This window comes from Variovorax boronicumulans, assembly GCF_030812215.1.
Lineage (GTDB): Bacteria > Pseudomonadota > Gammaproteobacteria > Burkholderiales > Burkholderiaceae_C > Variovorax > Variovorax boronicumulans_C.
Genome location: NZ_JAUSSG010000011.1, coordinates 90,940 through 117,661, shown reverse-complemented (window position 1 = coordinate 117,661; position 26,722 = coordinate 90,940). Strand labels below are relative to the sequence as shown.

The window sequence follows — 26,722 nt, the reverse complement described above, 5'->3', positions numbered from 1 at the left end:
CAACATATGAAGAGACGCGACATCCTCCTCACGTCGCTGGCCGCGGCATGGGCCGGCGGTGCCTTCGCACAGATCGGCAACGTACCAGTCCGCATCCTCGTCGGCGCGCCCGCGGGCGGCTCGACCGACACGCTCGCGCGCTCGCTCGCCGTGAGCATGGGCCCGGCGCTCGGCCGTACGGTGATCGTCGAGAACCGGCCCGGCGCCGGCGGCAATATCGCGGCCGATGCGGTCGCCAAGGCCGCGCCCGATGGCAACACGCTCTTGATGAGCTTCACCAGCCACGCGATCAACGCCACGCTCTACCCGGCGCTGCCCTTCGATCCGGTGAAGGACTTCACCGCGCTCACTTGCGTGGCAACGTCGCCGTCGATCCTCGTCGCGCATCCGTCGGTGCCCGCAAAGGATGTACGCGAACTCATCGCGCTCGCGAAGGCGAAGCCGGGGCAGCTGAACTTCGCGATCGGCGCGGTGGGTTCGTCGCTTCACATGGCGGGCGAGGCCTTCAAGATGCAGTCGGGCGTGGACATCGTGAACATCCCCTACAAGGGCACCTCGCCCGCGGTGCAGGATGTGCTCGCGGGCCAGGTGCAGCTGATGTTCGCGGCTGTGGGCAACGTCAAGGCGCACATCCAGGCCGGCAAGCTCAAGGCGCTGGGCGTGACCACGGCCAGGCGGCTGCCGGCCTTCCCGAACGTGCCGGCGATTGCCGAGGCGCTGCCGGGCTACGAATCGAGCGCATGGTTCGGCCTCTTCGGCCCCGCGCACATGCCCGCTGATCGTGTGAAGCAGATCGGCGATGCCGCGCGCCACGCGCTGCAGCAGGCCGACATGCGCCAGCGCCTTGAGACCGAAGGCGCGATCCCGGTCGGCAATTCATCCGAGCAGTTCTCCGCCTTCGTGCAGAGCGAGATCACGCGCTGGGCCAAGGTCGTCAAGTTCTCGGGAGCCAAGCCGGAATGACATCGATGGCTCCAACCCGTGCGCCGGCGCAAACGCTGGCGCAGAAGCTCATTGCACGCGCGAGCGGACGCGAGCGGGTGTCGGTGGGCGAGATCGTGACCTGCGGCGTCGACCTGGCGATGTTCCACGACTCCTCGGGTCCGCGACGCCTGAAGCCCATGCTCGAGGAACTGGGCGCGCAGATCTGGGATCGCTCGCGCGTGGTGCTGGTCATGGACCACTACGTGCCCGAGCGCGACGACGACTCGCGCCGCATCGTGCGCATCGCGCGCGACTGGGCGCGGGACCAGCAACTGCCGCACGTCTACGACAGCCAGGGCATCTGCCACGTGGTGGTACCGCAGCACGGCCACATCCGCCCCGGCATGCTGTGCGTGGGCGGCGACTCGCACTCGCCCACGGGCGGCGCGTTCGGTGCCTACATGTTCGGCATCGGCAGCACCGAGATGCTGGGCGTGATGGTCACCGGCGAGATCTGGCTGCGCGTGCCCGAGACCATCCGCATGTGGTGGGACGGCGCGCTTCCCGCGGGCGTGACCGCCAAGGACATGATGCTGCACATGATCGGCCGCTTCGGCATGAACGGCGGGCGCTACCAGGCGGTCGAGTTCGCGGGGCCTGCGGTTGCCGCGCTGTCGATGCAGGAGCGCATGACGCTTTCCAACATGAGCGCCGAGCTGGGTGCACAGGCCGGGCTGATTGCGCCCGATGCGACCACGGCTGCGTTCCTGGCTGGCGCAGGCGCGCCGCCCGTCGACATGGCACCCTGGTTCACCGACGACGGCGCCGTGCTCACGGACCATCGTTTCGATGCCTCCGTGCTCGAGCCCTACGTCGCCGCGCCGCACAGCCCGGCCAACGCGCACGGCGTGAGCCGGTACGTGGGCACGCACGTCGATGTGGCCTACATCGGTGCCTGCACCGGCGCCAAGCTCGACGACCTGCGCGCTGCTGCGCAGGTGCTGCGCGGCCACAAGGTGGCGAGCGGCATCCGCCTGATCGTGGCGCCCGCCAGTATCCGCGACCAGGAACAGGCGCGCGAGGAGGGCGTGCTGCAGGTGCTGATGGACGCCGGCGCCGAACTGTTTCCCACCGCCTGCGGCGCCTGCTCCGGCTACGGCGACCCGATGGGCGACGACGTCACCGTCATCTCGACCACCGCGCGCAACTTCAAGGGGCGCATGGGCTCGCCGACCGCGCAGGTCTACCTGGGTTCGCCCTACACAGTGGCCGCCGCCGCATTGCGCGGCTGCGTGACCGATCCGCGCGAGGTGCTCGCATGAACGATCGCTCCCTGCACCGTCCGCACCGGGTGTGGCGCCTGGGTGGCGACATCGACACCGACGCGCTCGCGCCCGGCCATGCGATGAAGCATGGCATCGACATCATCGCGAGGCATTGCCTCGAAGCCGTGCGCCCCGAGTTCGCCAGCGAGGTGCAACCGGGCGACGTGATCGTGGCCGGCCCCAACTTCGGCATCGGCTCCTCGCGCGAGCAGGCCGCGGCCGTGCTCGTGCACCTGGGCGTGGCGGCGGTGATCGCGCCGTCGTACAGCGGCCTGTACTTTCGCAACGCCTTCAATCTCGGCTTGCTGTTGTTGACCTGCGCCGAGGCCGAGACGCTGAACGAGGGCGACCGCATCACGCTCGACACCACGATCCCCGCCGTCGTCTCGCCTCGCGGCGCGCGACTGGCCTGCGAGCCCGTTCCCGGATTCCTCATGGACATGGTCCGCGCCGGCGGATTGATGAACCAGTTACGCCAGCGTGGCGGCTCCCCGGCCTCCCAGAAAGCAAGCAATGCCTGATCCTTCTTCTCTTGCAGCTACCCCGACCGCGGCCACGACAGCGATCGACCCCGTCACGCTCGCCGTGCTGCGCGGCCGCCTCGAACAGGTGGCCGACGAGATGGACGCCACGCTCTACCGCAGCGCGTTCAATCCCATCATTGCCGAGGCGCACGACGCCTGCCACGGCCTGTACGACGCGGCGAGCGGCGACACGCTGGTGCAGGGCAAGTCGGGGCTGCCGGTGTTCGTCGGCGCCATGGCCTTCGCGGTGCGCGCGACCGCCAAGGCGGCCGAGCCGCGCGGCGGCATGAAGGACGGCGACATCTGGATCAGCAACGACGCCTACGACGGCGGCACGCACGCCAACGACTTCAAGCTGGTGAAGCCGTTCTTCCGCAACGGCAAGCTCTACTGCTACATGGCCTCGGCCGCGCACTGGCACGACGTGGGCGGCGCGGTGCCCGGCAACTACAACCCCGCCGCCACCGAGTGCTGGCAGGAGGCGGTGCAGATTCCGCCCGTGCGCATCGTGCGCGATGGCGTGCTCGATGCGGACGTGCTCGCCATCCTGCAGGCCAACACGCGCCTGCCCGACAGCCTCTGGGGCGACCTGAATGGCCAGCTCGCTGCGCTGGAACTCGGCGAAAAACGCCTGAACGGCCTGCTCGACGAATACGGCGACGACCTGGTGCTGAATGCGCTCGGCGAGCTGCGCAGTCGCGCGCTGCGCCTGATGCGTTCGCACATCGCCTCGCTGCCCGACGGGCGCTACAGCTTCGAGGACGTGCTCGACAACGACGGCATCACCAACGAGCCGCTCACCATCGCGCTGGACATGACGGTGGCCGGCGACCGGCTGCTGCTCGACTTCTCGCGCACCTCGCCGCAATGCGCGGGGCCGGTGAACATCTCGCGCGCCACGGCCGTGGCCGCTTGCTACGTCGCGCTCAAGCACCTTTTTCCCGACGTGCCGGCCAATGCCGGCGTGCTCGACGCGGTGGACTTCAACATTCCCGACAAGCTGGTGATCAGCTGCGAGCGCCCGCGCCCGGTTGGCGGCTACACCGAGACCATCCTGCGCATGATCGACGTGATCTTCAGCGCCGCGGCGCAGGCCGACCCGACCCGCGCGGTGGCGCAGGCCTACGGCACGATCAACGCGTTGTCCATCGCGGGCCACCGCAGCGACAAGGGCCGCGAGGGCCAGCGCTGGGTGATGTTCAGCTTCTTCGGTGGCGGCCACGGCGGCCATTCGGGCGGCGACGGGCTCTCGCATGGCAACGCGCCGATTTCGACCGCGACGATTCCGCCGCTCGAGATCCTCGAAGCTGCGTACCCGGTGCGCTTCACCGAATGGTCGCTGCGCGCCGACTCGGGCGGCGACGGCTGGCATCGCGGCGGCCTCGGTGCCGTGTATGAAATCGAACTGCTGGAGAAGGACGCCGAGGTGTTCGTCTTCGGCGAACGCGGCACCTCGCCGCCCAAGGGCATCGCGGGTGGCGGCGAAGGCGCGGTCAACAGGTTCAGTTACGAGAACGCGGGCGAGTGGCACACGCCGCCCATGGTTTCGAAGATGCGCGGCATCCAGCTTGCACGCGGCGAGCGCGTGCGGCTCGAAACGCCCGGCGGTGGTGGCTGGGGCAACGCGGCCGAGCGGCCCGCGCCGCAGCGCGAAGTTGACAGCGCGATGGGCTATGTGACGACCGGAACCCCCACCGGCAACAGCGACAAGAAAGCCTCCGAATGACTTCCACTGGTAAATCCCTTGTCGTCGGCGTCGATGTCGGCGGCACCTTCACCGACCTCTTCGTGCTCGACGAGGCCAACGGCACGGCGCGCATCGTCAAGGTGCCGTCCACGCGCGGCGAGGAAGCGCGCGGCTTCATGAACGGCGTGGCGCGCGTGGCCGATTCGGCCGCAGCCATCGCCACCATCGTGCACGGCACCACGGTCGGCACCAATGCGCTGCTCGAACGCAAGGTGGCACGCACCGGCATCATCACCACGCGCGGCTTCCGCGACGTGCTGGAAATGCGCCGCCGCGACCGGCCGGAGACCTGGGGCCTGCGCGGCAGCTTCCTGCCCGTGGTGCCGCGCGACCTGCGCCGCGAGGTCGACGAACGCGTGCTGGCCGACGGCACGCTGCACACGGCGGTCGATCTGGCGCAGGTGCGCGCCGAGGCTCGCTCGCTGCTCGAAGCCGGCTGCGAGGCCGTGTGCGTGTTCTTCATCAACACCTACGCGAACCCCGAGAACGAACGCCTCGCGGCCGCGGCGGTGCGCGAGCTGTGGCCCAACCCGCACGTCACCTCGGCCAGCGAAGTGCTGCCCGAGATCCGCGAGTTCGAGCGCTGCTCGACCGCCACGCTCAACGCGGCGTTGCAGCCGGTGGTGGGCAGCTACCTCGGTCGGCTCGAATCCGACCTGCGCGGCCAGGGCTTCGGCGGCGAACTGCTGGTGGTGCAGAGCAACGGCGGCGTGATGTCGCGCCAGACCGCGAGCGACCTGCCGGTGCGCACCGCGCTGTCGGGTCCGGCGGCCGGCGTGATCGCTTGCGCGGCAATTGCGCGCGCGGCGGGCTTTCCGAATGCGATCACCGGCGACATGGGCGGCACGTCGTTCGATGTGTCGCTGGTGGCGAACGGTGAGGCCGCATTGGCTGCGCAGACTGCCATCGAGTTCGGCATGGTGATCCGCTCGCCGATGATCCAGATCGAGACCATCGGCGCCGGCGGCGGTTCCATCGCTTCCGTGGATGCGAGCGGCATGCTGCAGGTCGGCCCCGAGTCGGCGGGCAGCGTGCCCGGTCCGGCCTGCTACGGCCGCGGCAACATGCGGCCGACTGTGACCGATGCGAACGTGCTGCTGGGGCGCATCGCCGCGGACAGGCCACTGGGCGGCGGACTGCTCGCGGCACTGGATGCGGAGAAGTCGCGCCAGGCCATCGAGGCACACGTCGCGCGTCCGCTGGGCCTGGACGTGCACGCGGCGGCGGAGGCGATCCTCACGGTGGCCAATGCGCGCATGGCGGGTGCCATTCGCCTCGTGTCCATCGAGCGCGGCCACGATCCGCGCCGCTTCGCCTACATGCCCTTCGGCGGCGGCGGCGCGCTGCATGTGTGCGCCATGATGCGCGAGGTCGGCGTGGCAACGGGCATCGTGCCGCGCTACCCCGGCGTGACCTCGGCGCTGGGCTGCGTGATTGCCGACATGCGCCACGACGCGGTTCAGACGCTCAACAAGCCGCTGACCGAACTCGACGTGGGCGACCTACAGCGCCGCATCGATGAACTGGCCGCGAGCTGCCAGCAGCGCCTTGATTCCTCGGGCGTTCGTTTCGACGAAGTGCGCGAGGTGATTGCGCTCGACATGCTCTACGCGGGCCAGACGCACACGCTGCCCGTGGTGCTCGCCGATGCGGGCAGGGCGCCGCTCACGGCCGCATCGATCCGCGCCGCATTCGAAGCCGGCTACACGGCCGCCTTCGGCCGCGTGCTCGAAGGCATCCCGATTCGTGTGATGAACCTGCGCTACGCACGCATCGGCGTGCGGCCCAAGTTCGACCTGAAGGTGCTCGCTCCCGAAGGGGAGGGCAGCATCGCGCCGCTGGGCACTCAGCGCGTGTTCCACCACGGCCAGTGGCACGAGGCCGTGCGCTATGCGCGGCTCGAATTGCCGGTGGCTGCGCGCATCGAAGGGCCCGCGATCCTGGAGCAGGCCGACACCACCGTGTGGCTCGAACCCGGCTTCCATGCCGAGGTCGATGCGCACGGCAACCTGCTGGTGAGGCTGTCATGAGCGAAGCGAAGAAACCCATTGCAGCGAAGACGGCGCTGGTGGTCATCGACCTGCAGAACGACTTTCTCGATGCGAACGGCGCGTATGCGCGCGGCGGTGACACCAACCCGCCGGCGCTGCTGTTGCCGGCGCGCGTGGCCGACGTGGCGCGCGCGCTCAAGGCGGTGGGCGGCCTCGTGATCGCGAGCCAGTTCACGCTGTGGCCCGATGCAAACGGCGAGCCGATGGTGTCGCCGCACCTGAAGGCGCTGCGCCCGTACCTGAAGAAGGGCGACTTCGCGCCGGGCAGCTGGGGCCAGGCGAATGTCGATGCGCTGACAGGGCTGGTCGACGTGACGGTCAGCAAGGTCGCGTACTCGGCTTTCTTCAACACGCAACTCGACTGGGTGCTGCGCCGCGCGGGCATCGACACGGTGGCGGTCTGCGGCATCGTCACCAACGGCGGCGTTGCCAGCACAGTGCGCGATGCGCACATGCGCGACTACCGCACGCTGGTGCTCGCCGATGGCTGCGCGGCCTTCGGCGAAGAACGCCACCAGACTTCGCTCGCCGACATGCGCAACGTCGCCGAGGTGACGGACTGCGCGGCCTTCACTGCATCGCTCGAATGACTGGCAGCTCCTCGCGTCACATACGCCGTGCCGTGCAGGTCGAGGCCGACGCGCATGTGCCGGTTGCCATCGTCGGCGGCGGCGCCTGCGGGCTCACGGCCGCACTGATGCTGGCCGATGCGGGCGTGGAGTGCGTGGTGCTGGAGCGCGACGCGCTGCCGAGCGGATCGACTGCGCTGTCCTCGGGTTTCATCCCCGCGCCCGGCACGCGCACGCAACACGCGCACGGCGTGCATGACGACAGCGCCGAACGCTTCGCCGCCGACATCCAGGCGAAGGCCCACGGGCGGGCGGCGCCTGCGCTGGTCGAGGCGTATGCGGCCTCCATCGGCCCGGCGCTCGATGCGCTGCAGGAGCGGCATGGGCTGCAGTGGATACTGCTCGACGGCTTTCTCTATCCGGGGCACAGCGTGCATCGCATGCACGCGCTGCCGCAGAAGACGGGGGCATCACTGATGGCCGTGCTGCAGTCGGCCGTCGAGGCCGCAGGCATCCCCGTGCTGACACAGGCGCTGGTCGATACGTTGGTGATCGACGCTGAAGACCGCGTGATCGGCATCGACTACGCCCGGCCCGACGGCAATCGCGAGACGCTGGCCTGCGACGCGCTGCTGCTCGCCTGCAACGGCTTCGGCGGCAATGCGCAGATGGTCCGCGCACTGCTGCCCGAGATGGCCGAGGCCACCTTCGGCGGCCATACCGGCAACGACGGCAGCGCGATCCTCTGGGGCGAATCGCTGGGCGCGCGGCTGCGCGACCTCGGCGGCTACCAGGGCCACGGCTCTTGGGTCACGCCGCAAGGGACGCTCATGTCGTGGGCCGTGATGATGGAAGGTGGCGTGCAGATCAACTGCGAGGGCCGTCGCTTTCACGACGAGACCCAGGGCTACTCGGAAGCGGCGGTGCATGTGCTCGCGCAGCCGGGCGGCATCGCGTGGAACGTGTTCGATGTGCCGCTGCTCGCGCTGGCGCGCGGCTTTCCCGACTTCTGCGATGCGGAGGCGGCGGGCGCGTTGCGCCGCTGTGAATCGGTGGCTGCTCTCGCGGACTGCATCGGCTGCGAGCCCACGGTGCTGCAAGGCACGCTGGACGCCATGCGTGGCGGCACGCCGCCGGACGGCCGCGTGTTCGCACGCGCGCTCGACGCCCCGTACTTTGCCGTGAAGGTGACGGGTGCGCTCTTCCATACCCAGGGCGGCCTGGACACCGCGCCCGACATGCGCGTGCTGCGCCATGACGGCACGCCCTTCGCCAACCTCTTCGCCGCTGGTGGCGCGGCGGGCGGCGTGTCGGGCGATGCGGTGTGGGGCTATCTCTCCGGCAACGGCCTGTTGAGCGCCGTCGCCGGCGGCTACATCGCGGCGCGCACGGCTGCCGCATTGATCCATTCGACGAAAGCGTCCCCATGACGAACCCCTCCTTCAAGACCCGGCTCGCGCGCAACGACATCGTGCTCGCGCCCGGCGTGTACGACGCGCTCAGCGCCCTCGTGGCCGAACAGGCCGGCTTCGAGGCGCTGTACCTCTCGGGCGCCTCCATCGCCTACACGCGCCTGGGCCGCTCCGACGTCGGCCTCACCACCTTCACCGAGGTGGCCGACACGCTCGCGCGCATCACCGAGCGGGTGAGCCTGCCGGTGATCGTCGATGCCGACACCGGCTTCGGCAACGCGCTCAACACGCAGCGCACCGTGCGCGGCTTCGAGCGCGCGGGCGCGGCGATGGTGCAGATCGAGGACCAGACCTTTCCCAAGCGCTGCGGCCATCTGGATGGCAAGGCCGTGGTGCCCGAGCGCGAGATGGTCGGCAAGCTCAAGGCCGCGCTGGACGCGCGCGCATCCAGTGACACCCTGATCCTCGCGCGCACCGATGCGGTGGCTGTCGAAGGACTTGATGCCGCGCTCGACCGCGCCGAGGCGTACCTCGCCTGCGGCGTGGATGCGCTCTTCATCGAAGCGCTGCGTTCGCCCGAGCAGATGGACGCGGCGTGCCAGCGCTTCGGCGGACGCGTGCCGTTGCTGGCCAACATGGTCGAAGGCGGCAAGACGCCGATCCAGGATGCGGATGCGCTGCACAAGCACGGCTTTCGCATCGCGATCTTCCCGGGCGGCACGGCGCGCGCGGTGGTGCACACGCTGCAGGGCTACTACGCGAGCCTGCACCAGCACCGCACCACGCAGCCGTGGCGTGGGCAGATGCTGGACTTCGATGCGCTCAACGAAGTGATCGGCACGCCCGAGTTGATGCGCACCGGGCAGAAATACGACTGACAGCGAGCCTCAGCGCAACGCCCGGATCAGCGCGTCGTAGACCAGCCGCACCCGCGCCGGCACCGGCGCGCGCTGCGAGCGATAGACATGGATCGGCCAGGGCTCGGGCGCTTCGGCCTCGAGCACCGCCACCAGTTCGCCCGATTGAAGCAGCGGCTCGGCCAGCGGGCCCACGAGCTGGCCGAAGCCCAGGCCCGCGCGCACTGCGGCGCACTCGGCATCGACGTCGTCGGTGACGAAGGCCGGCGCGGCGACCGGCACCTGCCGCCCCTTGCTGAAGAACCACGACCACGGGCGGCCCGAGCTGCGGTCCATCAGCGCGGTGAGCGGAAAGCCGGGCAGCGCATCGAGGCTCTTCGGAATACCGGTGCGCTCGATCAATGCGGGTGTCGCCACCACGTAGAGGCGCATCTTGCCGACGGTGCGCGCGACGAAGCGCGCATCGCGGATGGGGCCCGCGCGCACGCCGATGTCGATCTGCTCGTCGACCACGTCTGCATGGGTCTCCGACAGCCGCAGGTCGAGCACGAGGCCGGGATGCTCGGCCAGCATCGGTGCCAGCACCTGCGGGATCAGCCGGCGGCCGAACACGTTGGGCGCTGTCACGCGCACCGTGCCTGCGTGCTGCGACAGCGCGCGCCGGTCGGTGCGGTGGAACAGCGCATCGACGCCGCCCACCGCGGCACGCGCACGCTGCGCGAGCTGACGACCGAAGTCGGTGAGCTGTACGCCGCGCGTGCTGCGATGAAAAAGGGGCTCGCCCAATTCCTCTTCGAGCTCGCGCACCGCGCGCGTCACGACCTGTGGTGACACAGACAGGCGTACGGCCGCTTCGCGGAAGTTGGCGGCATCGGCGGCGGTGAAGAACACGCGCAGGGCTTCGAGGCGGTTGGACATGGTGTGTTCCTTGATGAGGAATTCTGAAGTCGCCAGAGTTTCATTTACTGGAACGCGTGGATTTTCCACACTGCATGCACTTCTTCAACACATCCGAAAGGAATTTCTCCATGACATCCGTTCAAGACAACATCAAGGGCAAGGTCGCCATCGTCACCGGCGCGAGCAGCGGCATCGGCGAATCCATGGCCCGCCACCTGGCCGCACGAGGTGCCAAGGTGGTGCTCGCTGCACGCCGCACCGATCGGCTCGACAAGGTGGTCGCCGAGATCCGCGAGGCGGGCGGCGAAGCAATCGCCATCGCCACCGACGTGGCGCAACGCGCCGATCTGGAAAAGCTCGCCGCCGCGACGGTCGAGGCCTTCGGCCGCATCGACGTGCTGGTCAACAACGCGGGCGTGATGCCGCTCTCGCCGCTCGAGAAGCTCAAGGTCGACGAGTGGGACCGCACCATCGACGTCAACATCAAGGGCGTGCTCTACGGCATCGCCGCGGTGCTGCCGCGCATGCAGGCACAGGGCAGCGGGCACATCCTGAACGTCGCGTCGATCGCGGGCATCAAGGTGTTCACGCCGATCGGCACGGTGTACAGCGCCACCAAGCATGCGGTGCGCGCCATCTCCGAAGGGCTGCGTGTCGAGATGGGCAACAACGGCGTGCGCGTGACGGTCGTGTCGCCCGGCGCGGTCGAGTCGGAACTGAAGTTCGGCAGCACCGACCCCGAAGCCGCGGCGGGGCTGAAGGCGTTCTACGACGCCAACCAGATTCCGGCCGATGCAGTCGCCCGCGCCGTGGTCTATGCGGTGGAGCAGCCGGCGAACGTGGACATCAACGAGGTGGTGGTGCGGCCCGTGTCGCAGGACTTCTGATCGGGGTGGGGCCGGTGGCGGCCCCGCTCCGCATCAATTAACCTTCAGGAATCGAAGGTCATTTGCGGCCAAAAGTGCAAAGCTCCCTCAAAATAGAACGACCGTTCGTTTTATTCGGAGCTCCACGATGTCTGTCAATGCCGTTCCCGCCAAGCCGGCCCGCGCCGCCCAGAAGGGCCAGCAGACCAAGGCCGTGATCGTCGACGCCGCGCTGGCGCTGGCTGCGCAGATCGGGCTCGAGGGCCTGTCGATCGGCGCGGTGGCCGAGATCACCAAGATGAGCAAGTCGGGCGTCTTCGCCCACTTCGGCTCCCGTGAGGAACTGCAGATCTCGGTGGTGCGCGAGTATCACGCACGTTTCGAGCAGGAGGTGTTCTTTCCTGCGCTCTCGGCGCCGCGCGGCCTCCCGCGCCTTCGCGCCATGTTCGCCAACTGGATGAAGCGCACCTCGACCGAGATCGACTCGGGCTGCATCTATATCAGCGGCGCTTCCGAATTCGACGACCGTCCCGGCCCCGTGCGCGATGCGCTGGTCGAGTCGGTCAGCATCTGGCAGGCAGCGGTGCTGCGCGCCATCGTGCAGTCGCAGACCGAAGGCCACCTGCGCGCGGACGCCGATGAGCGCCAGCTCGCGTTCGAGATCCACGGCCTCATCCTCGCGCTGCACTACGAAGCCCGCTTCCTGCAGGTGCCCGGCTCCATCGGTCGCGCCACTGTCGGCTTCAACAACATCCTTGCGCGCAGCGCCACGCCCAACGCGCCAGCGGACCCGGCTGCTGCCGCACCTGCGCCTGCCGGCCGGCGCCTGAAGCCCGTGCGCTGAGCGCGCGGCACCGTTTTCGCTTTTTCGATTTCCCTTTTTTCTTTCTATCTAGCTTCGACCAGGAGAGTCCCGGATGCCTACCTACAACCCACCCGTGCGTGACATGCAGTTCGTGCTGCACGAAGTGCTCAACGTCACCGAAGAACTCAAGGCACTCCCGGCCCACGCCGAAACAGACGCCGACACCATCAATGCGGTGATCGAGGAGGCGGGCAAGTTCGCCGCCGACGTGACCTTCCCGCTGAACATCAGCGGCGACGAAGAAGGCTGCGTGCTCGACAAGACCACGCACGAGGTCAAGACGCCCAAGGGCTTCAAGGACGCCTACGCCAAGTACGTCGAAGGTGGCTGGCCCGCGCTCTCGTGCGACCCGGCTTTCGGCGGCCAGGGCCTGCCCTTCGTGGTGAACCAGTGCCTCTTCGAAATGCTCAACAGCGCGAACCAGGCCTGGACCATGTACCCGGGCCTCTCGCACGGCGCATACGAGGCGCTGGCAGCGCACGGCACCGACGAGCAGAAGAAGACCTACCTGCCCAAACTCACCAGCGGCGAGTGGACCGGCACCATGTGCCTGACCGAACCCCATTGCGGCACCGACCTGGGCCTCCTGCGCACCAAGGCCGAGCCGCAGGCGGATGGCACCTACCGCATCACCGGCAGCAAGATCTTCATCTCGGCCGGCGAGCACGACATGACGGACAACATCATTCACCTGGTGCTGGCCCGCCTGCCGGATGCGCCCAAGGGCAGCAAGGGCATCAGCCTGTTCGTGGTGCCGAAGTTCAAGGTGAAGGCCGACGGCTCGCTCGGCGAGCGCAACCCGATCTTCTGCGCGGGTCTCGAGCACAAGATGGGCATCCATGGCAATGCCACCGCACAGATCGTGATCGAAGGCGCCACCGGCACGCTGGTCGGCGAGCCCAACAAGGGCCTGGCCGCGATGTTCGTGATGATGAATGCCGCGCGCCTGGGCGTGGGCAACCAGTCGCTGGGCCTCACCGAAGTGGCTTATCAAAATGCGCTGGCCTACGCCAAGGACCGCATCCAGATGCGCTCGCTCTCGGGCGTCAAGGCCAAGGACAAGGAAGCCGACCCGATCATCGTGCACCCCGACGTGCGCAAGATGCTGCTCACCGCCAAGGCGTATGCCGAAGGCGGCCGCGCGCTGCAGATCTTCTGCACGCTGCTGCTAGACAAGGAGCACAACCACCCCGACGAAAAGGTGCGCAAGGACTCGGGCGAACTGGTCGCGCTGCTCACGCCGATCGTCAAGGCCTTCATCACCGACAACGGCCACATCGCGACCAACGCGTGCATGCAGGTGTTCGGCGGCCACGGCTTCATCAAGGAGTGGGGCATGGAGCAGTTCGTGCGCGACAACCGCATCAACATGATCTACGAAGGCACCAACACGATCCAGTCGCTGGACCTGCTGGGCCGCAAGGTGCTGGGCAACAACGGTGCGTCGCTCAAGAAGTTCGGCAAGCTCGTCGCGAAGCTGGTGGAAGAAGAAGGCGTCAACGAGAAGATGGCCGAGTTCATCAACCCGATCGCCATGCTGGGCGACCAGCTCACCAAGTTCACGACCGAGATCGGCTTCAAGGGCTTCCAGAACCCCGACGAAGTGGGCGCTGCCGCGGTGGATTACCTGCGCGTGGCCGGCCACTTCGTGTTCGGCTACCTGTTCGCCCGCATGGCGCAGGTGGCGCTGCGCGAAATTGCCGCCGGCAACACCGACCCGTTCTACGTCGCCAAGCTGCAGACCGCGCGCTTCTACTTCGCCAAGCTGTTCCCTGAGACCGCGACGCTGATGCGCACCGCGCGCGCCGGCAGCAAGGTGTTGATGGACACCGACGCAGCGCTTGCCTAAGGTTGCTGTCTTTCTTCATCCTTCACACCGGGAGCCGCTCATGAAAACGACACTTGCAGCCATCGTCCTCGCCGCCACTTCTTTCACGGCCATGGCACAGAGCACCCCGGTGGGGCTCTGGCGCAACGCCGACGACAAGACCGGCGAGGTCAAGGCGGAGATCCGCATCGCCGAGACCAACGGCGCACTCAGCGGCCGCATCGAGAAGTCGTTGAAGAAAGACACCAAGCCCGACGCGACCTGCGACGAGTGCAGCGACGACCGCAAGGGCAAGCCCATCACGGGCCTGGAGATCATCCGCGGCGGCAAGAAGGCCGAGGGCAAGGACGTCTGGGAAGGCGGCAAGATCCTCGACCCCGAGAACGGCAAGGAATACCGCGCGAGCTTCACGCCCATCGACGGCGGCAAGAAGCTCGAAGTGCGAGGCTACTTGGGCCCGTTCTGGCGCACCCAAACCTGGACCCGCGCGCAGTAACCCTGCCGCGCGTTTTCAACCGAAGAAATACCAAGCAACATGTCCCGATTTCAAGTGAAGAAGGTCGCCGTGCTCGGCGCCGGCGTGATGGGCGCGCAGATTGCCGCTCATCTCGTCAACGTGCGCGTGCCCGTCGTGCTGTTCGACCTGGCCGCCAAGGAAGGCCCGAAGAACGGCATCGTCACGCGCGCCATCGACAACCTCAAGAAGCTCAAGCCCGCGCCGCTCGGCGACGTGGCCGATGCGGGCCTGATCGAGCAGGCCAACTACGAAGACGACCTCGCCAAGCTCGGCGAGTGCGACCTCATCATCGAAGCCATTGCCGAGCGCATGGACTGGAAGCTCGATCTCTACAAGAAGATCGCGCCGCACGTGGCCAAGCATTCGATCCTCGCCTCGAACACCTCGGGCCTGTCGATCACCAAGCTGAGCGAAGCGTTGCCCGAAGCGCTGAAGCCGCGCTTCTGCGGCATCCACTTCTTCAACCCGCCGCGCTACATGTTCCTGGTGGAGCTGATCAACACGCCCACCACGCAACCGCAGGTGCTCGACGACCTCGAGGTCTTCGTCACCAGCACGCTCGGCAAGGGCGTGGTGCGCGCGCACGACACGCCCAACTTCATCGCCAACCGCGTCGGCATCGCCGGCATGCTGGCCACCCTGAAGGAAGTCGAGAAGTTCGGCCTCACGCCCGACGTGGTGGACGACCTCACCGGCAAGAAGCTGGGCCGTGCGAGCTCGGGCACCTTCCGCACCGCCGACGTGGTGGGCCTGGACACCATGGCCCACGTCGTGAAGACGCTGCAGGACAACCTGAACGCCGAGAGTGATCCGTTCTACGCCAACTTCGCCACGCCGCCGGTGCTCGCCAAGTTGCTCGAACTCGGCAACCTCGGCCAGAAGACCAAGGCCGGCTTCTTCAAGAAGGTCGGCCGCGACATCCTGCGCTTCGACCTGAAGAGCGGCGAATACGTACCCGCCGGTGCCAAGGCCGACGAGGTGTACGGCCGCATGCTCAAGAAGCCCGCGGGCGAGCGCTTGAAGCTGCTGCGCGAAAGCGAAGGGCCGCAGGGCCAGTTCCTCTGGGCGATCCTGCGCGACGGCTTCCACTACGCCGCCGTGCACCTGGCCGACATCGCCGAGAGCGCGCGCGACATCGACTTCGCGATGCGCTGGGGCTTCGGCATGAAGCAGGGCCCGTTCGAGCTCTGGCAGGAAGCAGGCTGGGCGCAGGTCGCCAAGTGGGTGCAGGAAGACATCGACGCCGGCAAGGCGCTGAGCACCGTTCCGCTGCCCAAGTGGGTGTTCGAAGGCGCCGTGGCCAAGGCTGGCGGCGTGCACACGCCCGAAGGCTCGTGGAGCGCGTCGCAGGGCCAGTTCGTTCCGCAACGGAAGCTCCCGGTGCACGACCGCCAGCTGTTCCCCGAAAGCGTGCTCGGCGCGAACGCGGCCGATGCCAACACGGCCGGCACGACGATCAGCGACGAAGGCGACGTGCGCGTGTGGACGCTCGACGGTGAAGTGCTCATCGCGAGCATTCATTCGAAGATGCACGCCATCAGCCCCGACGTGGCCGAGGCGCTCGGCGCCGCGGTCGACCTGGCCGAAGCCGAATACAAGGGCCTGGTGATCTGGTCGCCCGACGAGGTGTTCTCGGTCGGCGCTGACCTGCAGGCGATGCTGCCGGCCTTCGTGGTCGCGGGCATCGGCGCGGTCGAAGGCGCGGAAGAAGAGCTGCAGAACGTCATGCTCAAGATCCGCTATGCCAACGTGCCGGTGATCTCCGCCGTGCGCGGCATGGCGCTGGGCGGCGGCTGCGAGCTGGCGGTTCACTCGGCCAAGCGCGTCGCGGCCATGGAAAGCTACATCGGCCTGGTCGAAGTCGGCGTGGGCCTCATCCCCGGCGCTGGCGGCCTGACCTACATCGCACGCCGTGCCGCAGAAAACGCATCGGCCTCGACGGGCACCGACCTGCTGCCGTTCCTCACCGAAGGCTTCACCGCCGCGGCGATGGCCAAGGTCGGCACCGGCGCGCTCGACTCGAAGAAGCTGGGCTACCTGCTCGACAGCGACGTGATCGTGCCGAACAAGGACGAACTGCTCTACGTGGCATTGCAGCAGGCCAAGGCGATGGCCGACGCCGGCTACCGCCCGCCGCTTCGCCGCACCTTCCGCGTGGCGGGCCGCAGCGGCGCCGCGACGATCAAGGGCCAGCTGGTGAACATGCGCGACGGCGGCTTCATCAGCGCGCACGACTTCCACATCGCCAGCCTGATTGCGAACGTGGTCACCGGCGGCGACGTGGACGCGGGCTCGCTCGTGACCGAGGAATACCTGATGACGCTGGAGCGCAAGGCGTTCTGCTCGCTCATCGTGCACCCCAAGACGCAGGAACGCATCATGGGCATGCTCAGCACCGGCAAGCCAGTGCGCAACTAAGGACAGATTTCATGAGCAAGCAAGTACAAGACGCCTACATCGTCTCCGCCACCCGCACGCCCATCGGCAAGTCGCACCGCGGCTACTTCCGCAACTACCGTCCCGACGACCTGCTCGCGACCACGCTGAAGGCGGCACTGGCCGCCGTGCCGGGGCTCGACCCCAAGGCCATCGAGGACATCATCTGCGGCTGCGCGATTCCCGAATCGCAGCAAGGCCTGAACGTCGCGCGCATCGGCGCGGTGCTGGCGGGCCTGCCGACCAGCATCGGCGGCATCACCGTCAACCGCTTCTGCGCCTCGGGCCTGTCGGCCGTGCAGATGGCCGCGGACCGCATCCGCGTCGGCGAGGCCGACGTGATGATCGCGGCCGGCGTCGAGAGCATGAGCATGGTGCCGATGATGGGCAACTCGCCGTCGCTGTCGCCTTCGATCTTCGAGCGCGAAGGCGACGTGGGCATTGCCTATGGCATGGGCCTCACGGCCGAGAAGGTCGCGCAGCAGTGGAAGGTGAGCCGCGAGGCGCAGGACGCGTTCGCGCTCGCCTCGCACCAGAAGGCGCTGGCCGCGCAGAAGGCCGGCAAGTTCGCCGACGAGATCACGCCCATCGAAGTGACCGACCGCACGCCGAACCTGGAAACCGGCGAGTCGATTGCCAAGACCCGCACAGTGAACCTCGACGAAGGCGCGCGCCCCGACACCAGCATCGAGGGCCTGGCCAAGCTGCGCACCGTGTTCGCCGCGCGCGGCACGGTGACCGCGGGCAACAGCTCGCAGACCTCCGACGGCGCCGGCGCGCTGATCCTTGCGAGTGAGAAGGCCGTGAAGCAATACGGCCTCACGCCGCTCGCACGCTTCGTGAGCTTCGCGAGCAAGGGCGTGCCGCCGCACATCATGGGCATCGGCCCGATCGAGGCCATTCCCGCCGCGCTGCGCTATGCGGGCCTGAAGCACGAGGACATCGACTGGTTCGAGCTCAACGAAGCCTTCGCCGCGCAATCGCTCGCGGTGATCAACACGCTGGGCCTCGATCCGTCGAAGGTCAACCCGATGGGCGGCGCGATCGCGCTGGGCCATCCGCTGGGCGCGACGGGCGCGATCCGCGCGGCGACCGTGGTGCACGCGCTGCGCCGCGAGAACCTGAAGTACGGCATGGTCACGATGTGCGTGGGCATGGGCCAGGGCGCTGCAGGGATCTTCGAGCGCGTTTGATTCGGCAACGCGCAAGACACCGCAACGAGTGTCGGCACACGAAGGAGACAACTTCATGCAGACGCAGCAGCTTCCGGTCGACGGCGGTGCGCAGCAACTGGCGGTTCGCCGCTATGAGCCCGCCGGCGCACCGCGCGCGAGCATCGTGATCGGCGGCGCCATGGGCGTGCGCCAGTCGTTCTACGAACCCTTCGCGCAGTGGCTCGCCGGCCAGGGCCTGCGCGTCTGGACCTTCGACTATCGCGGCTCCGGTGAATCGCTCGGCGATGCGCCGCTGCGCGGCTTCAAGGCCGACCTGTTCGACTGGGCGCGCGACTACGAAGCGGTGATCGACACCGCCAAGGCCGAGCTGCCCGACCAGCCGCTCTACCTGCTGGGCCACAGCCTCGGCGCGCAGCTGCCGGGCTTCCTGCAGCGGCCCGGGCAGGTCGCGGGCCTCGTGAGCATCGCGGCCGGCAGCGGCTACTGGCGCGAGAACGCGCCGAGGCTCAAGCGCAGCATCCTCTACTTCTGGTTCGTGCTCGTGCCGCTGGTCACGCGGCTGTTCGGTTACTTCCCGGGTCGCAAGCTGAAGAAGGTGGGCGACCTGCCGCGCGGCGTGATCCTGCAATGGCGCCGCTGGTGCCTGAACCCGCGCTACAGCGTCGGCGCCGAAGGCGAGTTGGCCCAGCAGAGCTACGGACGCGTGCGCTTCCCGGTGCTCGCGCTGTCGATCACCGACGACGAGCTCATGACGCTCGCCGGCACCGAGAGCCTCGTGAGCTTCTACGCGGGCGCGCCGACCGCGGTCGAGCGCATTGCGCCGGCCGACGTGCAGGCGCGGCGCATCGGGCACTTCGGTTTCTTTCGCGAACAGTTCAGCCAGAGCCTCTGGCCGAACATGGTCGACAAGCTGCACCGGCTGGCCGCTTTGACCGCACCTGCCGTGCCTGGTGCCTCTACTGCGGTGCAGCACGCCAACGTCCCGCACACGACTGCGTGACGTCATCACTCGGAGGCACACTGCAAGCCACCATGAGCACGCAACACCCCTTCGACAAAGCCCTGGCACTGCACCACAGCGACATCCGCGTGGGCCACTTCATGGGCAGCACCAGCCCCGACTACTGGAACATGGTCGGACCCTTCGGCGGCGCCACCGCGGCGCTCGTGCTGCAGTCGGTGATGCGGCATCCCGATGTGCTCGGCACGCCGATCGCATTGACCGTCAACTACGCGGCCGCGCTCGAAGCCGGCGCGTTCGATATCCAGGCCACGGCCGTGCGCACCAACCGCTCGACGCAGCACTGGACCGTGCAGATCACGCAGGCCGGCGCGAGCGGCGCGCCGAACATGACGACCACCGCCACCGTGGTGACGGCTGCACGCCGCGACACCTGGGGCGAGAGCGACATGCCGATGCCCGAGGCGCCCGCGCCGGAAACGGTCGAGCGCATGAGCATCGGCCCGTCCGGCGTGGCCTGGATCAACCAGTACGAGATGCGCCCGTTCAGCGGCGGCATTCCCGCGAAGTGGGACGGCAGCCTGCAGCACAGCGAAACCCGCATCTGGCTGCGCGATGCGCAACCCCGGCCGCTCGACTTTGCATCGCTCGCCGCGATGAGCGACATGTTCTATCCGCGCGTGTGGCTGCGCCGCGCCAAGCATGTGCCGGCGGGCACGGTGTCGATCACCACCTACTTTCATGCCGGGCCGGAGCAACTGGCCGAGGTCGGCACGGGCTACCTGCTCGGACGCGCGGCGGGCCAGCAGTTCTTCAACGGATTCTTCGACCAGACGGCGCACCTGTGGAGCGAGAAGGGCGTGTTGCTCGCCACCTCGAACCAGATCGTCTACTACAAGGAATAGATAGAAATGCCTGCTCTGCAGAAAGCCGCTCTCATCGTCGGCGCAGGCGATGCCACCGGCGGCGCCATCGCCCGTCGCTTCGCGCGCGAGGGTTTCGCCACCTGCGTCACGCGCCGCAGCCTCGACAAGCTGCAACCGCTGGTCGCGCAGATCGAGGCCGATGGCGGCCGCGCCCATGCCTTTGCATGCGACGCGCGCAAGGAAGAAGAAGTGGTCGCGCTCATCGAGCAGATCGAATCGACCGTCGGCCCCATCGAGGTGATGGTGTTCAACATCGGTGCCAACGTGCCCGAGAGCATCCTGACGGAGACCGCGCGCAAGTACTTCAAGGTGTGGGAGATGGCCTGCTTCTCGGGCTTTCTCAACGGGCGCGAAGTGGCCAGGCGCATGGTGGCGCGCGAAGTGCCGGAAGGCGGGCACCGCGGCACGATCATCTTCACCGGCGCCACCGCATCGCTGCGCGGCGCCGCGAACTTCGGCGCGTTCTCGGGCGCGAAGATGGCCTTGCGCGCGCTGGCCCAGTCGATGGCGCGCGAGCTGGGGCCGCAGGGCATCCACGTCGCGCACGTCGTGGTCGACGGTGCCATCGACACCGAGTTCATCCGCAGCAATTTCCCCGAGCGCTATGCGCTCAAGGAGAGCGACGGCATCCTGAACCCGGACCACATCGCCGACAGCTACTGGATGCTGCATTCGCAGCCGCGCGATGCGTGGACGCACGAGCTCGACCTGCGGCCGTGGTCCGAGAAGTTCTGACAAACAAATCAAGAGATCCGGAGACGCCCATGACAAAGACCGTCGAGTTCTATTTCGACTTCGGCAGCCCCGCCGCCTACCTGGCCGCGACGCAACTGCCGCATGTGTGCGCGGACACCGGCGCCGAACTGGTGTGGAAGCCCATGCTGCTGGGCGGCGTGTTCCAGGCCACCGGCAACCATTCGCCCGCGGAGATCAAGCCCAAGGGCCCGTACATGAACGTCGACTTGAAGCGCTTCGCCAGGCGCTACGGCGTGCCGTTCGTGCACAACCCGCACTTCCCGATCAACACGCTGCTGCTGATGCGCGGCGCCACCGGCCTGCAGATGAAGGAGCCGGCGCGCTTCGGTGCGTACGTCGATGCGGTCTACCACGCGATGTGGGTCGAGCCGCAGAACCTCAACGACCCGGCGACGGTCGGCGCCGTCTTGCAAAATGCGGGCTTCGACGCCACCGCATTGCTCGCGCTGGCCGGCGCGCAGGAAGTGAAAGACCGCCTCAAGGCCGTCACGCAGGAAGCGGTGGAGCGCGGCGTGTTCGGCGCCCCCACCATGTTCGTCGGCGACCAGATGTTCTGGGGCCAGGACCGCCTGGATTTCGTGCGCGAGGCACTCGACGCCTGAGCGTCGTCGACAACCGTTTTTACCCAAGGACCATTCCCATGAGCGACATCCTCGTCCACACCGAAGCCGGTGTGATGACCATCACCTTCAACCGCGTCGACAAGAAGAACTCGATCACCAGCGGCATGTACGCCGAGCTGGCCGACGCGCTGGCCACGGCCGAGACCGAAGCCGCGGTGCGCTGCGTGCTGATCCAGGGCGATCCGACGATCTTCAGCGCGGGCAACGACATCGGCGACTTCCTCAACGCGCCGCCCGCCACCCAGGAATCGCCGGTGTTCCGGTTCCTGCGCGGCATCGCGACCTTTCCGAAGCCCATCGTGGCGGCCGTCTGCGGCCCGGCCGTGGGCATCGGCACCACGATGCTGTTCCATTGCGACCTCGTTTATGCCGGCGACAACGCGGCTTTCTCGATGCCTTTCGTGAACCTCGGCCTGTGTCCCGAAGCGGCGTCGAGCCTGCTCGTGCCGCAGATGCTCGGCTACCACCGCGCGGCCGAGGCGCTGCTGCTGGGCGAGCCTTTCATGGCCGAAGCCGCGCTCGAAGTGGGCCTGGTCAACCGCGTCGTGCCACCGACCGAAGCCAACGGCATCGCGCAAACGCAGGCCCGCAAGCTCGCGGCCAAGCCGCTGAGCGCGCTGGTCGAGACCAAGCGCCTGCTGAAGAAGGCGCAACTGCCCGCCGTGCTCGAACGCATGGGCGAAGAGGGCGCGAGCTTCGGCCGCATGCTGCGCGAGCCGGCCGCCAAGGAAGCGTTTGGTGCCTTCATGGAGAAGCGCAAGCCCGATTTCTCGAAGCTCTGAGGGTTCCTCCCGCGTTGGCCTGCAGACAGTGCCCCCTTACACTGTCTGCCGTGCAAGTTTTCGAGACAAGACCCTCCGAAACGCCCGTCCAGCGGGCCTGTGGTGCTACTGAAAAAGTAGCAATCGACCGCGCACGCAGGCGTACTTTGGGTTTGCTCGCGGGCGCCTTGGCGGCCCCTTCCGTGGTCCTCGCACGGGTCCGCCCGCTGCGCATCGGCATCATCGGTTCCTGGTCCGGCCCTTATGCGGGCGGCGGGCGCCAGTTCGATGCGGGCATGTCGGTCTGGTTGGCCGCGCACAACCAGCAGATCGCGGGGCGGCCGGTCGAGCTGCTGCGCCGCGACGTGCCGGGCAGCGCACCCGAGCAGGCGCGCCGCAATGCGCAAGACCTCGTGGAGAACGAGCGCGTCGACCTGCTCGCCGGCCTGGACTTCAGCTCCAACGCATACGCAGTCGGCACCGTCGCCGTGCAGGCGAAGCTGCCGCTGGTGGTGATGAACGCGGCGTCCTCCGGCATCACGGCGCGCTGTCCTTATGCCGTGCGGCTGTCGTTCACCATCGCCCAGGTCACGCTGCCGCTCGCGCGCTGGGCGCTGCAGCAGGGCCTGCGCGATGTCTGCACCGTGGTGGCCGACTACGCATCGGGCGTGGATGCGGAAAGCGCCTTCGTCGCGGGCATCACCGCCGGCGGCGGGCAGGTCGGCGCAATGCTGCGGGTGCCGCTCAACACGCTCGACTACTCGGCCTACATGCTGCGGCTGCGCGAGCTCAAGCCGCAGGCGGTGTTCTTCTTCCTGCCCTCGGGGCAGATGCCGGCGACCTTCCTCAAGTTCTGGCGCGACCGCGGCATGGCCGACACCGGCATCCGCCTGCTCGCGACGGGCGACGCCACCGACGACCACTACCTGCAGGGCATCGGCGAACTGGCCGACGGGCTCGTGACCAGCCACCACTATTCGTTCGCCCACGAATCGCCGGCCAACCGCCGCTTCACGGGTGTCTTCGAGACGGAATACGGCAGCCATTTGCGGCCGGGCTATTTCGCGGTGGCGGCGCACGATGCGCTTGCGGCCATCGATGCCGCGATGACCTCGCCTGGCGTGCGCGGCAATGCGAGCGGGGAACGGCTGGTCGACGCCTTCCGGGGCCTGAAGTTCGAGAGCCCGCGCGGCCCGATCGAGATCGACGCCCACACCCGCGACATCGTGCAGACCGTCTACATCCGCCGCACCGAGCGGCGCGACGGGCGCTGGGTCAACCGCGAGTTCGAGCGCTTCGAGCGCGTGCGCGACCCGGGTGTCTGATGGGAGGTCGCAGAGCCGTTCGCACTGAGCTTGTCGAAGTGTGGGCGCAGGGCTTCGACAAGCTCAGCCCGAACGGTTTGGGTTCTCAGGTGGGCTGTTGTTCGATGACGCGCGGCCGGCCGTTGTCGTCGATCGCCACGTAGGTGAAGGTGGCCTGCGTCACCTTGATGTACTCGCCCTGCGCCCGGAAGCGCTCGGCAAACACCTCGACCGTGACCGTGACCGAGGTGCGCCCGATGCGCACCAGTTTCGAATAGAACGAGAGAATGTCGCCCAGCCGCACCGGCTGCTTGAAGATGAACTCGTTGACCGCCACCGTGGCCTGCCGCCCCTTGGCGTAGCGCGCCGGAATCACCGAACCGGCCAGGTCGCACTGGGCCATGACCCAGCCGCCGAAGATGTCGCCGTTGGCATTGCAGTCCGCCGGCATCGGGATGACCTTGAGCACCAGCTCCATGTCGGTGGGCAGGCTTTTGAGGGTCGCTGCGGCGGCAGCACTGGAAGTATCTGACATGGGCACAATCTGACAACAAACAACAACCACGATTGTCCCTCATGCGCCGCAGTGGCGAAGCCCTTCCTCCTTCCCCTACCGTCTCCGGCCATCCCCCGGCGAAAAGCGATCGTTCCGACTGGGCGACGCTGCGCCGGCTCTTCCCGTATCTCTGGCAATACAAGTGGCGCGTGATGGCCGCGCTCGCGTTCATGGTGGGCGCCAAGGTGGCCAACGTGGGCGTGCCGGTGCTGCTGAAGAACCTCATCGACACGATGACGCCCAAGCCGGACATGGCGCAGGCGCTCCTGATCGTGCCGATCGGCCTCCTGCTCGCCTATGGCCTCCTGCGCTTTTCCACGGCCCTCTTCGGTGAGCTGCGCGAACTGATCTTCGCCAAGGCCACCGAAGGCACGGCGCGGCAGATCGCGCTGGAGGTGTTCGGCCACCTGCATTCGCTGAGCCTGCGCTTCCACCTGGAGCGCCAGACCGGCGGCATGACGCGCGACATCGAGCGCGGCACGCGCGGCGTGCATTCGCTGATCTCGATGTCGCTCTACAGCATCGTGCCCACCATCATCGAGCTCGCGCTGGTGCTCACGATCCTGGGCGTGAAGTTCGACTCGCTGTTCGTGTGGATCACCGTGGCGGCGCTGGTGCTCTACATCACCTTCACGGTGACCGTGACCGAGTGGCGCACCCAGTTCCGCAAGACCATGAACGAGCTCGACTCCACGGCCCAGAGCCGCGCGGTCGATTCGCTTTTGAACTACGAGACGGTCAAGTACTTCAACAACGAGGAGTTCGAGGCCAGGCGCTATGACGCGAGCCTGGACCGCTACCGCAAGGCCGCCATCAAGAGCCAGCGCACGCTGAGCATGCTCAACACCGGGCAGCAGCTGCTGATTGCGGTGAGCCTGGTGCTGATGCTGTGGCGCGCCACCTCGGGCGTGGTCGAGGGGCGCATGACGCTGGGCGACCTGGTGATGGTCAACGCCTTCATGATCCAGCTCTACATACCGCTCAATTTCCTGGGCGTGATCTACCGCGAGATCAAGCAGAGCCTGACCGACCTGGACAAGATGTTCGTGCTGATGGAGAAAGAGCGCGAGGTGCGCGATGCGCCCACCGCGCAGCCCCTGGCCGGTGCCGACTCCACCATTCGCTTCGAGGACGTGAGCTTTGCCTACGAACCCGCGCGGCCGATCCTCAAGCATGTGAGTTTCGAGATCCCGGCCGGCAAGACGGTGGCGGTGGTCGGCCCGTCGGGCTCGGGCAAGTCCACGCTGGCGCGGCTGCTCTATCGCTTCTACGACGTGCAGCAGGGCCGCATCACCATCGGCGGTGAAGACATCCGCGAGGTCACCCAGTCGAGCGTGCGCCGCGCGATCGGCATCGTGCCGCAGGACACGGTGCTCTTCAACGACACGGTCGAATACAACATCGCCTACGGTCGCCCGGGTGCGACGCGCGAAGAGGTCGAAGGCGCAGCGCGGGCCGCGCGCATCCACGACTTCATCTCGGCCACGCCCATGGGCTACGAAACGACCGTGGGCGAGCGCGGCCTCAAGCTCTCGGGGGGAGAGAAGCAGCGCGTGGCCATCGCGCGCACGCTCTTGAAGAACCCGCCGATCGTGATCTTCGACGAGGCCACCTCGGCGCTCGACTCGGCCAACGAGCGCGCCATCCAATCGGAGCTCAAGAGCGCCGCGCAGGACAAGACCACGCTGGTCATCGCGCACCGCCTGTCGACGGTGGTCGATGCGCACGAGATCCTGGTGCTCGAATCCGGCGTGATCGTCGAGCGCGGCACGCACGCCGAACTGCTCGCCAAACAAGGCCGCTACGCCCAGATGTGGGCTTTGCAGAAGAGCGAAGCGGCGCCGCTGCTCTAGCCCGATCATTCAACCCCTTCCCTCTCGATCCAGGAGTTCAGACGTGTCGACCAAGATTCCCCTGCTGGTGCTCAACAGCCTCTCGAGCGCCCACCAGGCCCAGCTTGCCGAGGTTTACGACGTGACCTACGCCTTCGATCCCGCCGCGCGGGCCGCCGCGATTGCCGAGCGCGGCAAGACATTCCGCGCGGTGCTGACCATCGGCGTGATCGGCATCACGCCCGAGGAAATCGCGGCCATGCCGGCGCTCGAGCTGATCTGCTGCCTGGGCGCGGGTTACGAATGCGTGCCGCTCGAAGTCACGCGCGCCCGTGGCATCGTCACCGCCAACGGCGCGGGCACCAACGACGACTGCGTGGCCGACCACGCCTTCGGCCTCCTGATCGGCATCGTGCGCGAGTTCCGCAAGCTCGACCGGCTGTGCCGCGAAGGCGTGTGGCGCGAGGCCATTCCGCAGCCGCCGAACGTGTCGGGCAAGAAGCTCGGCATCCTGGGGCTCGGCACCATCGGCCAGAAGATCGCCAAGCGCGCCGCCGCGTTCGACATGGAGATCGGCTATCACAACAGGAAGCCGCGCGAAGGCGCGACGCACCGCTACTTCGACGACCTGAAGTCGCTCGCCGCCTGGGCCGACTTCCTGGTGCTCGCCGCGCCGGGTGGGCCGGCGACGAAGCACCTGGTCAACGCCGAAGTGCTCGATGCGCTGGGGCCGCAGGGCTACCTCGTGAGCATCGGCCGCGGCAGCGTGGTCGACACCGAGGCGCTGGCTGCTGCGCTGCGCGAGAACCGCATCGCGGGCGCGGGGCTCGACGTGTACGAGAGCGAACCCAAGCGGCCCGAGCAGCTCATCGGCCTGGACAACATCCTGCTGACGCCGCACATGGCCGGCTGGTCGCCCGAGGCGACGCAGAAGTCGGTGGACCACTTCCTCGCGAATGCCGAAGGGCACTTCGCGGGGCGCGGCGTCTTGACGCCGATCTGAAGGT

Annotated in this window: 24 protein-coding genes; 22 read left to right on the top strand and 2 right to left on the bottom strand. The window is 67.8% G+C overall.

The features are described from left to right. Positions 1–6 precede the first annotated feature (6 nt). From J2W23_RS26380 to J2W23_RS26345, 8 genes are read left to right on the top strand one after another with little or no spacing between them, the layout of a single operon-like run. Positions 7–963, top strand: a complete 957-nt coding sequence (locus tag J2W23_RS26380) for a tripartite tricarboxylate transporter substrate binding protein (protein ID WP_307650851.1) — start codon at positions 7–9, stop codon at positions 961–963. Further along, positions 960–2,246, top strand: a complete 1,287-nt coding sequence (locus J2W23_RS26375; protein WP_307650850.1) for a 3-isopropylmalate dehydratase large subunit — start codon at positions 960–962, stop codon at positions 2,244–2,246. Before J2W23_RS26380 ends, J2W23_RS26375 begins: the two co-directional genes overlap by 4 nt. Beyond that, complete coding sequence (locus J2W23_RS26370) at positions 2,243–2,770, top strand: LeuD/DmdB family oxidoreductase small subunit (RefSeq protein WP_176660042.1); 528 nt, start codon at positions 2,243–2,245, stop codon at positions 2,768–2,770. Before J2W23_RS26375 ends, J2W23_RS26370 begins: the two co-directional genes overlap by 4 nt. Further along, entirely contained in the window at positions 2,763–4,499 is a 1,737-nt protein-coding gene (locus tag J2W23_RS26365; RefSeq protein WP_307650849.1) for a hydantoinase B/oxoprolinase family protein, read from the top strand. Before J2W23_RS26370 ends, J2W23_RS26365 begins: the two co-directional genes overlap by 8 nt. Continuing rightward, on the top strand, positions 4,496–6,550 hold the full coding sequence (locus J2W23_RS26360) for a hydantoinase/oxoprolinase family protein (protein WP_307650848.1): 2,055 nt from the start codon (positions 4,496–4,498) through the stop codon (positions 6,548–6,550). The genes J2W23_RS26365 and J2W23_RS26360 overlap by 4 nt, the downstream gene beginning before the upstream one ends. Next, entirely contained in the window at positions 6,547–7,161 is a 615-nt protein-coding gene (locus tag J2W23_RS26355) for a cysteine hydrolase family protein (RefSeq protein ID WP_307650847.1), read from the top strand. The genes J2W23_RS26360 and J2W23_RS26355 overlap by 4 nt, the downstream gene beginning before the upstream one ends. Next, positions 7,158–8,570, top strand: a complete 1,413-nt coding sequence (locus tag J2W23_RS26350; protein WP_307650846.1) for an FAD-dependent oxidoreductase — start codon at positions 7,158–7,160, stop codon at positions 8,568–8,570. The genes J2W23_RS26355 and J2W23_RS26350 overlap by 4 nt, the downstream gene beginning before the upstream one ends. Next, positions 8,567–9,430 carry an isocitrate lyase/PEP mutase family protein gene (locus J2W23_RS26345; protein WP_307650845.1) on the top strand — a complete coding sequence of 288 codons (864 nt, stop codon included), beginning with the start codon at positions 8,567–8,569 and terminating at the stop codon, positions 9,428–9,430. Before J2W23_RS26350 ends, J2W23_RS26345 begins: the two co-directional genes overlap by 4 nt. Before the next feature lie 9 nt (positions 9,431–9,439). Here J2W23_RS26345 and J2W23_RS26340 read toward each other — a convergent pair whose 3' ends face one another. Continuing rightward, positions 9,440–10,327: a LysR family transcriptional regulator gene (locus J2W23_RS26340; RefSeq protein ID WP_176660048.1), complete on the bottom strand. Its 888-nt coding sequence runs from the start codon at positions 10,325–10,327 to the stop codon at positions 9,440–9,442. 110 nt (positions 10,328–10,437) lie between these two features. Here J2W23_RS26340 and J2W23_RS26335 point away from each other — a divergent pair, with 110 nt between their 5' ends. From J2W23_RS26335 to J2W23_RS26280, 12 genes are all read left to right on the top strand, one after another. Beyond that, complete coding sequence (locus J2W23_RS26335) at positions 10,438–11,196, top strand: SDR family oxidoreductase (RefSeq protein ID WP_307650844.1); 759 nt, start codon at positions 10,438–10,440, stop codon at positions 11,194–11,196. 127 nt (positions 11,197–11,323) lie between these two features. Then, positions 11,324–12,019: a TetR/AcrR family transcriptional regulator gene (locus J2W23_RS26330; RefSeq protein ID WP_307650843.1), complete on the top strand. Its 696-nt coding sequence runs from the start codon at positions 11,324–11,326 to the stop codon at positions 12,017–12,019. Between the two features lie 73 nt (positions 12,020–12,092). Then, positions 12,093–13,889, top strand: coding sequence for an acyl-CoA dehydrogenase C-terminal domain-containing protein (locus J2W23_RS26325; protein ID WP_307650842.1), 1,797 nt, complete (start codon positions 12,093–12,095; stop codon positions 13,887–13,889). Between the two features lie 40 nt (positions 13,890–13,929). Further along, positions 13,930–14,364, top strand: coding sequence for a DUF2147 domain-containing protein (locus tag J2W23_RS26320; protein WP_307510728.1), 435 nt, complete (start codon positions 13,930–13,932; stop codon positions 14,362–14,364). Positions 14,365–14,403: 39 nt separating this feature from the next. Further along, complete coding sequence (locus J2W23_RS26315; protein ID WP_307650841.1) at positions 14,404–16,803, top strand: 3-hydroxyacyl-CoA dehydrogenase/enoyl-CoA hydratase family protein; 2,400 nt, start codon at positions 14,404–14,406, stop codon at positions 16,801–16,803. Between the two features lie 11 nt (positions 16,804–16,814). Then, complete coding sequence (locus tag J2W23_RS26310) at positions 16,815–18,014, top strand: acetyl-CoA C-acyltransferase (protein ID WP_307650840.1); 1,200 nt, start codon at positions 16,815–16,817, stop codon at positions 18,012–18,014. Positions 18,015–18,069: 55 nt separating this feature from the next. Next, positions 18,070–18,996 (top strand): alpha/beta hydrolase family protein, encoded by a 927-nt coding sequence (locus J2W23_RS26305; RefSeq protein WP_307650839.1) that lies wholly within the window; start codon positions 18,070–18,072, stop codon positions 18,994–18,996. 32 nt (positions 18,997–19,028) lie between these two features. Continuing rightward, positions 19,029–19,862, top strand: coding sequence for an acyl-CoA thioesterase (locus J2W23_RS26300; RefSeq protein WP_176660056.1), 834 nt, complete (start codon positions 19,029–19,031; stop codon positions 19,860–19,862). 6 nt (positions 19,863–19,868) lie between these two features. After that, a complete protein-coding gene (locus J2W23_RS26295; protein WP_307650838.1) occupies positions 19,869–20,618 on the top strand; it encodes an SDR family oxidoreductase in 750 nt (249 codons plus the stop codon). 29 nt (positions 20,619–20,647) lie between these two features. Next, positions 20,648–21,241, top strand: coding sequence for a 2-hydroxychromene-2-carboxylate isomerase (locus J2W23_RS26290; RefSeq protein ID WP_307650837.1), 594 nt, complete (start codon positions 20,648–20,650; stop codon positions 21,239–21,241). Between the two features lie 38 nt (positions 21,242–21,279). Then, positions 21,280–22,044, top strand: a complete 765-nt coding sequence (locus tag J2W23_RS26285) for an enoyl-CoA hydratase (protein ID WP_176660058.1) — start codon at positions 21,280–21,282, stop codon at positions 22,042–22,044. Positions 22,045–22,190: 146 nt separating this feature from the next. Then, positions 22,191–23,348: an ABC transporter substrate-binding protein gene (locus tag J2W23_RS26280; protein ID WP_373423988.1), complete on the top strand. Its 1,158-nt coding sequence runs from the start codon at positions 22,191–22,193 to the stop codon at positions 23,346–23,348. An 85-nt stretch (positions 23,349–23,433) separates the two neighbouring features. Here the strand turns inward: J2W23_RS26280 and J2W23_RS26275 are convergent, their stop codons facing one another. Then, a complete protein-coding gene (locus tag J2W23_RS26275; protein WP_307650835.1) occupies positions 23,434–23,862 on the bottom strand; it encodes an acyl-CoA thioesterase in 429 nt (142 codons plus the stop codon). 41 nt (positions 23,863–23,903) lie between these two features. Here J2W23_RS26275 and J2W23_RS26270 point away from each other — a divergent pair, with 41 nt between their 5' ends. Next, the gene (locus tag J2W23_RS26270) at positions 23,904–25,736 is read left to right on the top strand and encodes an ABCB family ABC transporter ATP-binding protein/permease (protein ID WP_307650923.1); all 1,833 of its coding nucleotides are present in this window, start codon (positions 23,904–23,906) and stop codon (positions 25,734–25,736) included. 43 nt (positions 25,737–25,779) lie between these two features. Next, entirely contained in the window at positions 25,780–26,718 is a 939-nt protein-coding gene (locus J2W23_RS26265) for a 2-hydroxyacid dehydrogenase (RefSeq protein ID WP_176660061.1), read from the top strand. The last annotated feature ends 4 nt before the right edge of the window (positions 26,719–26,722 follow it).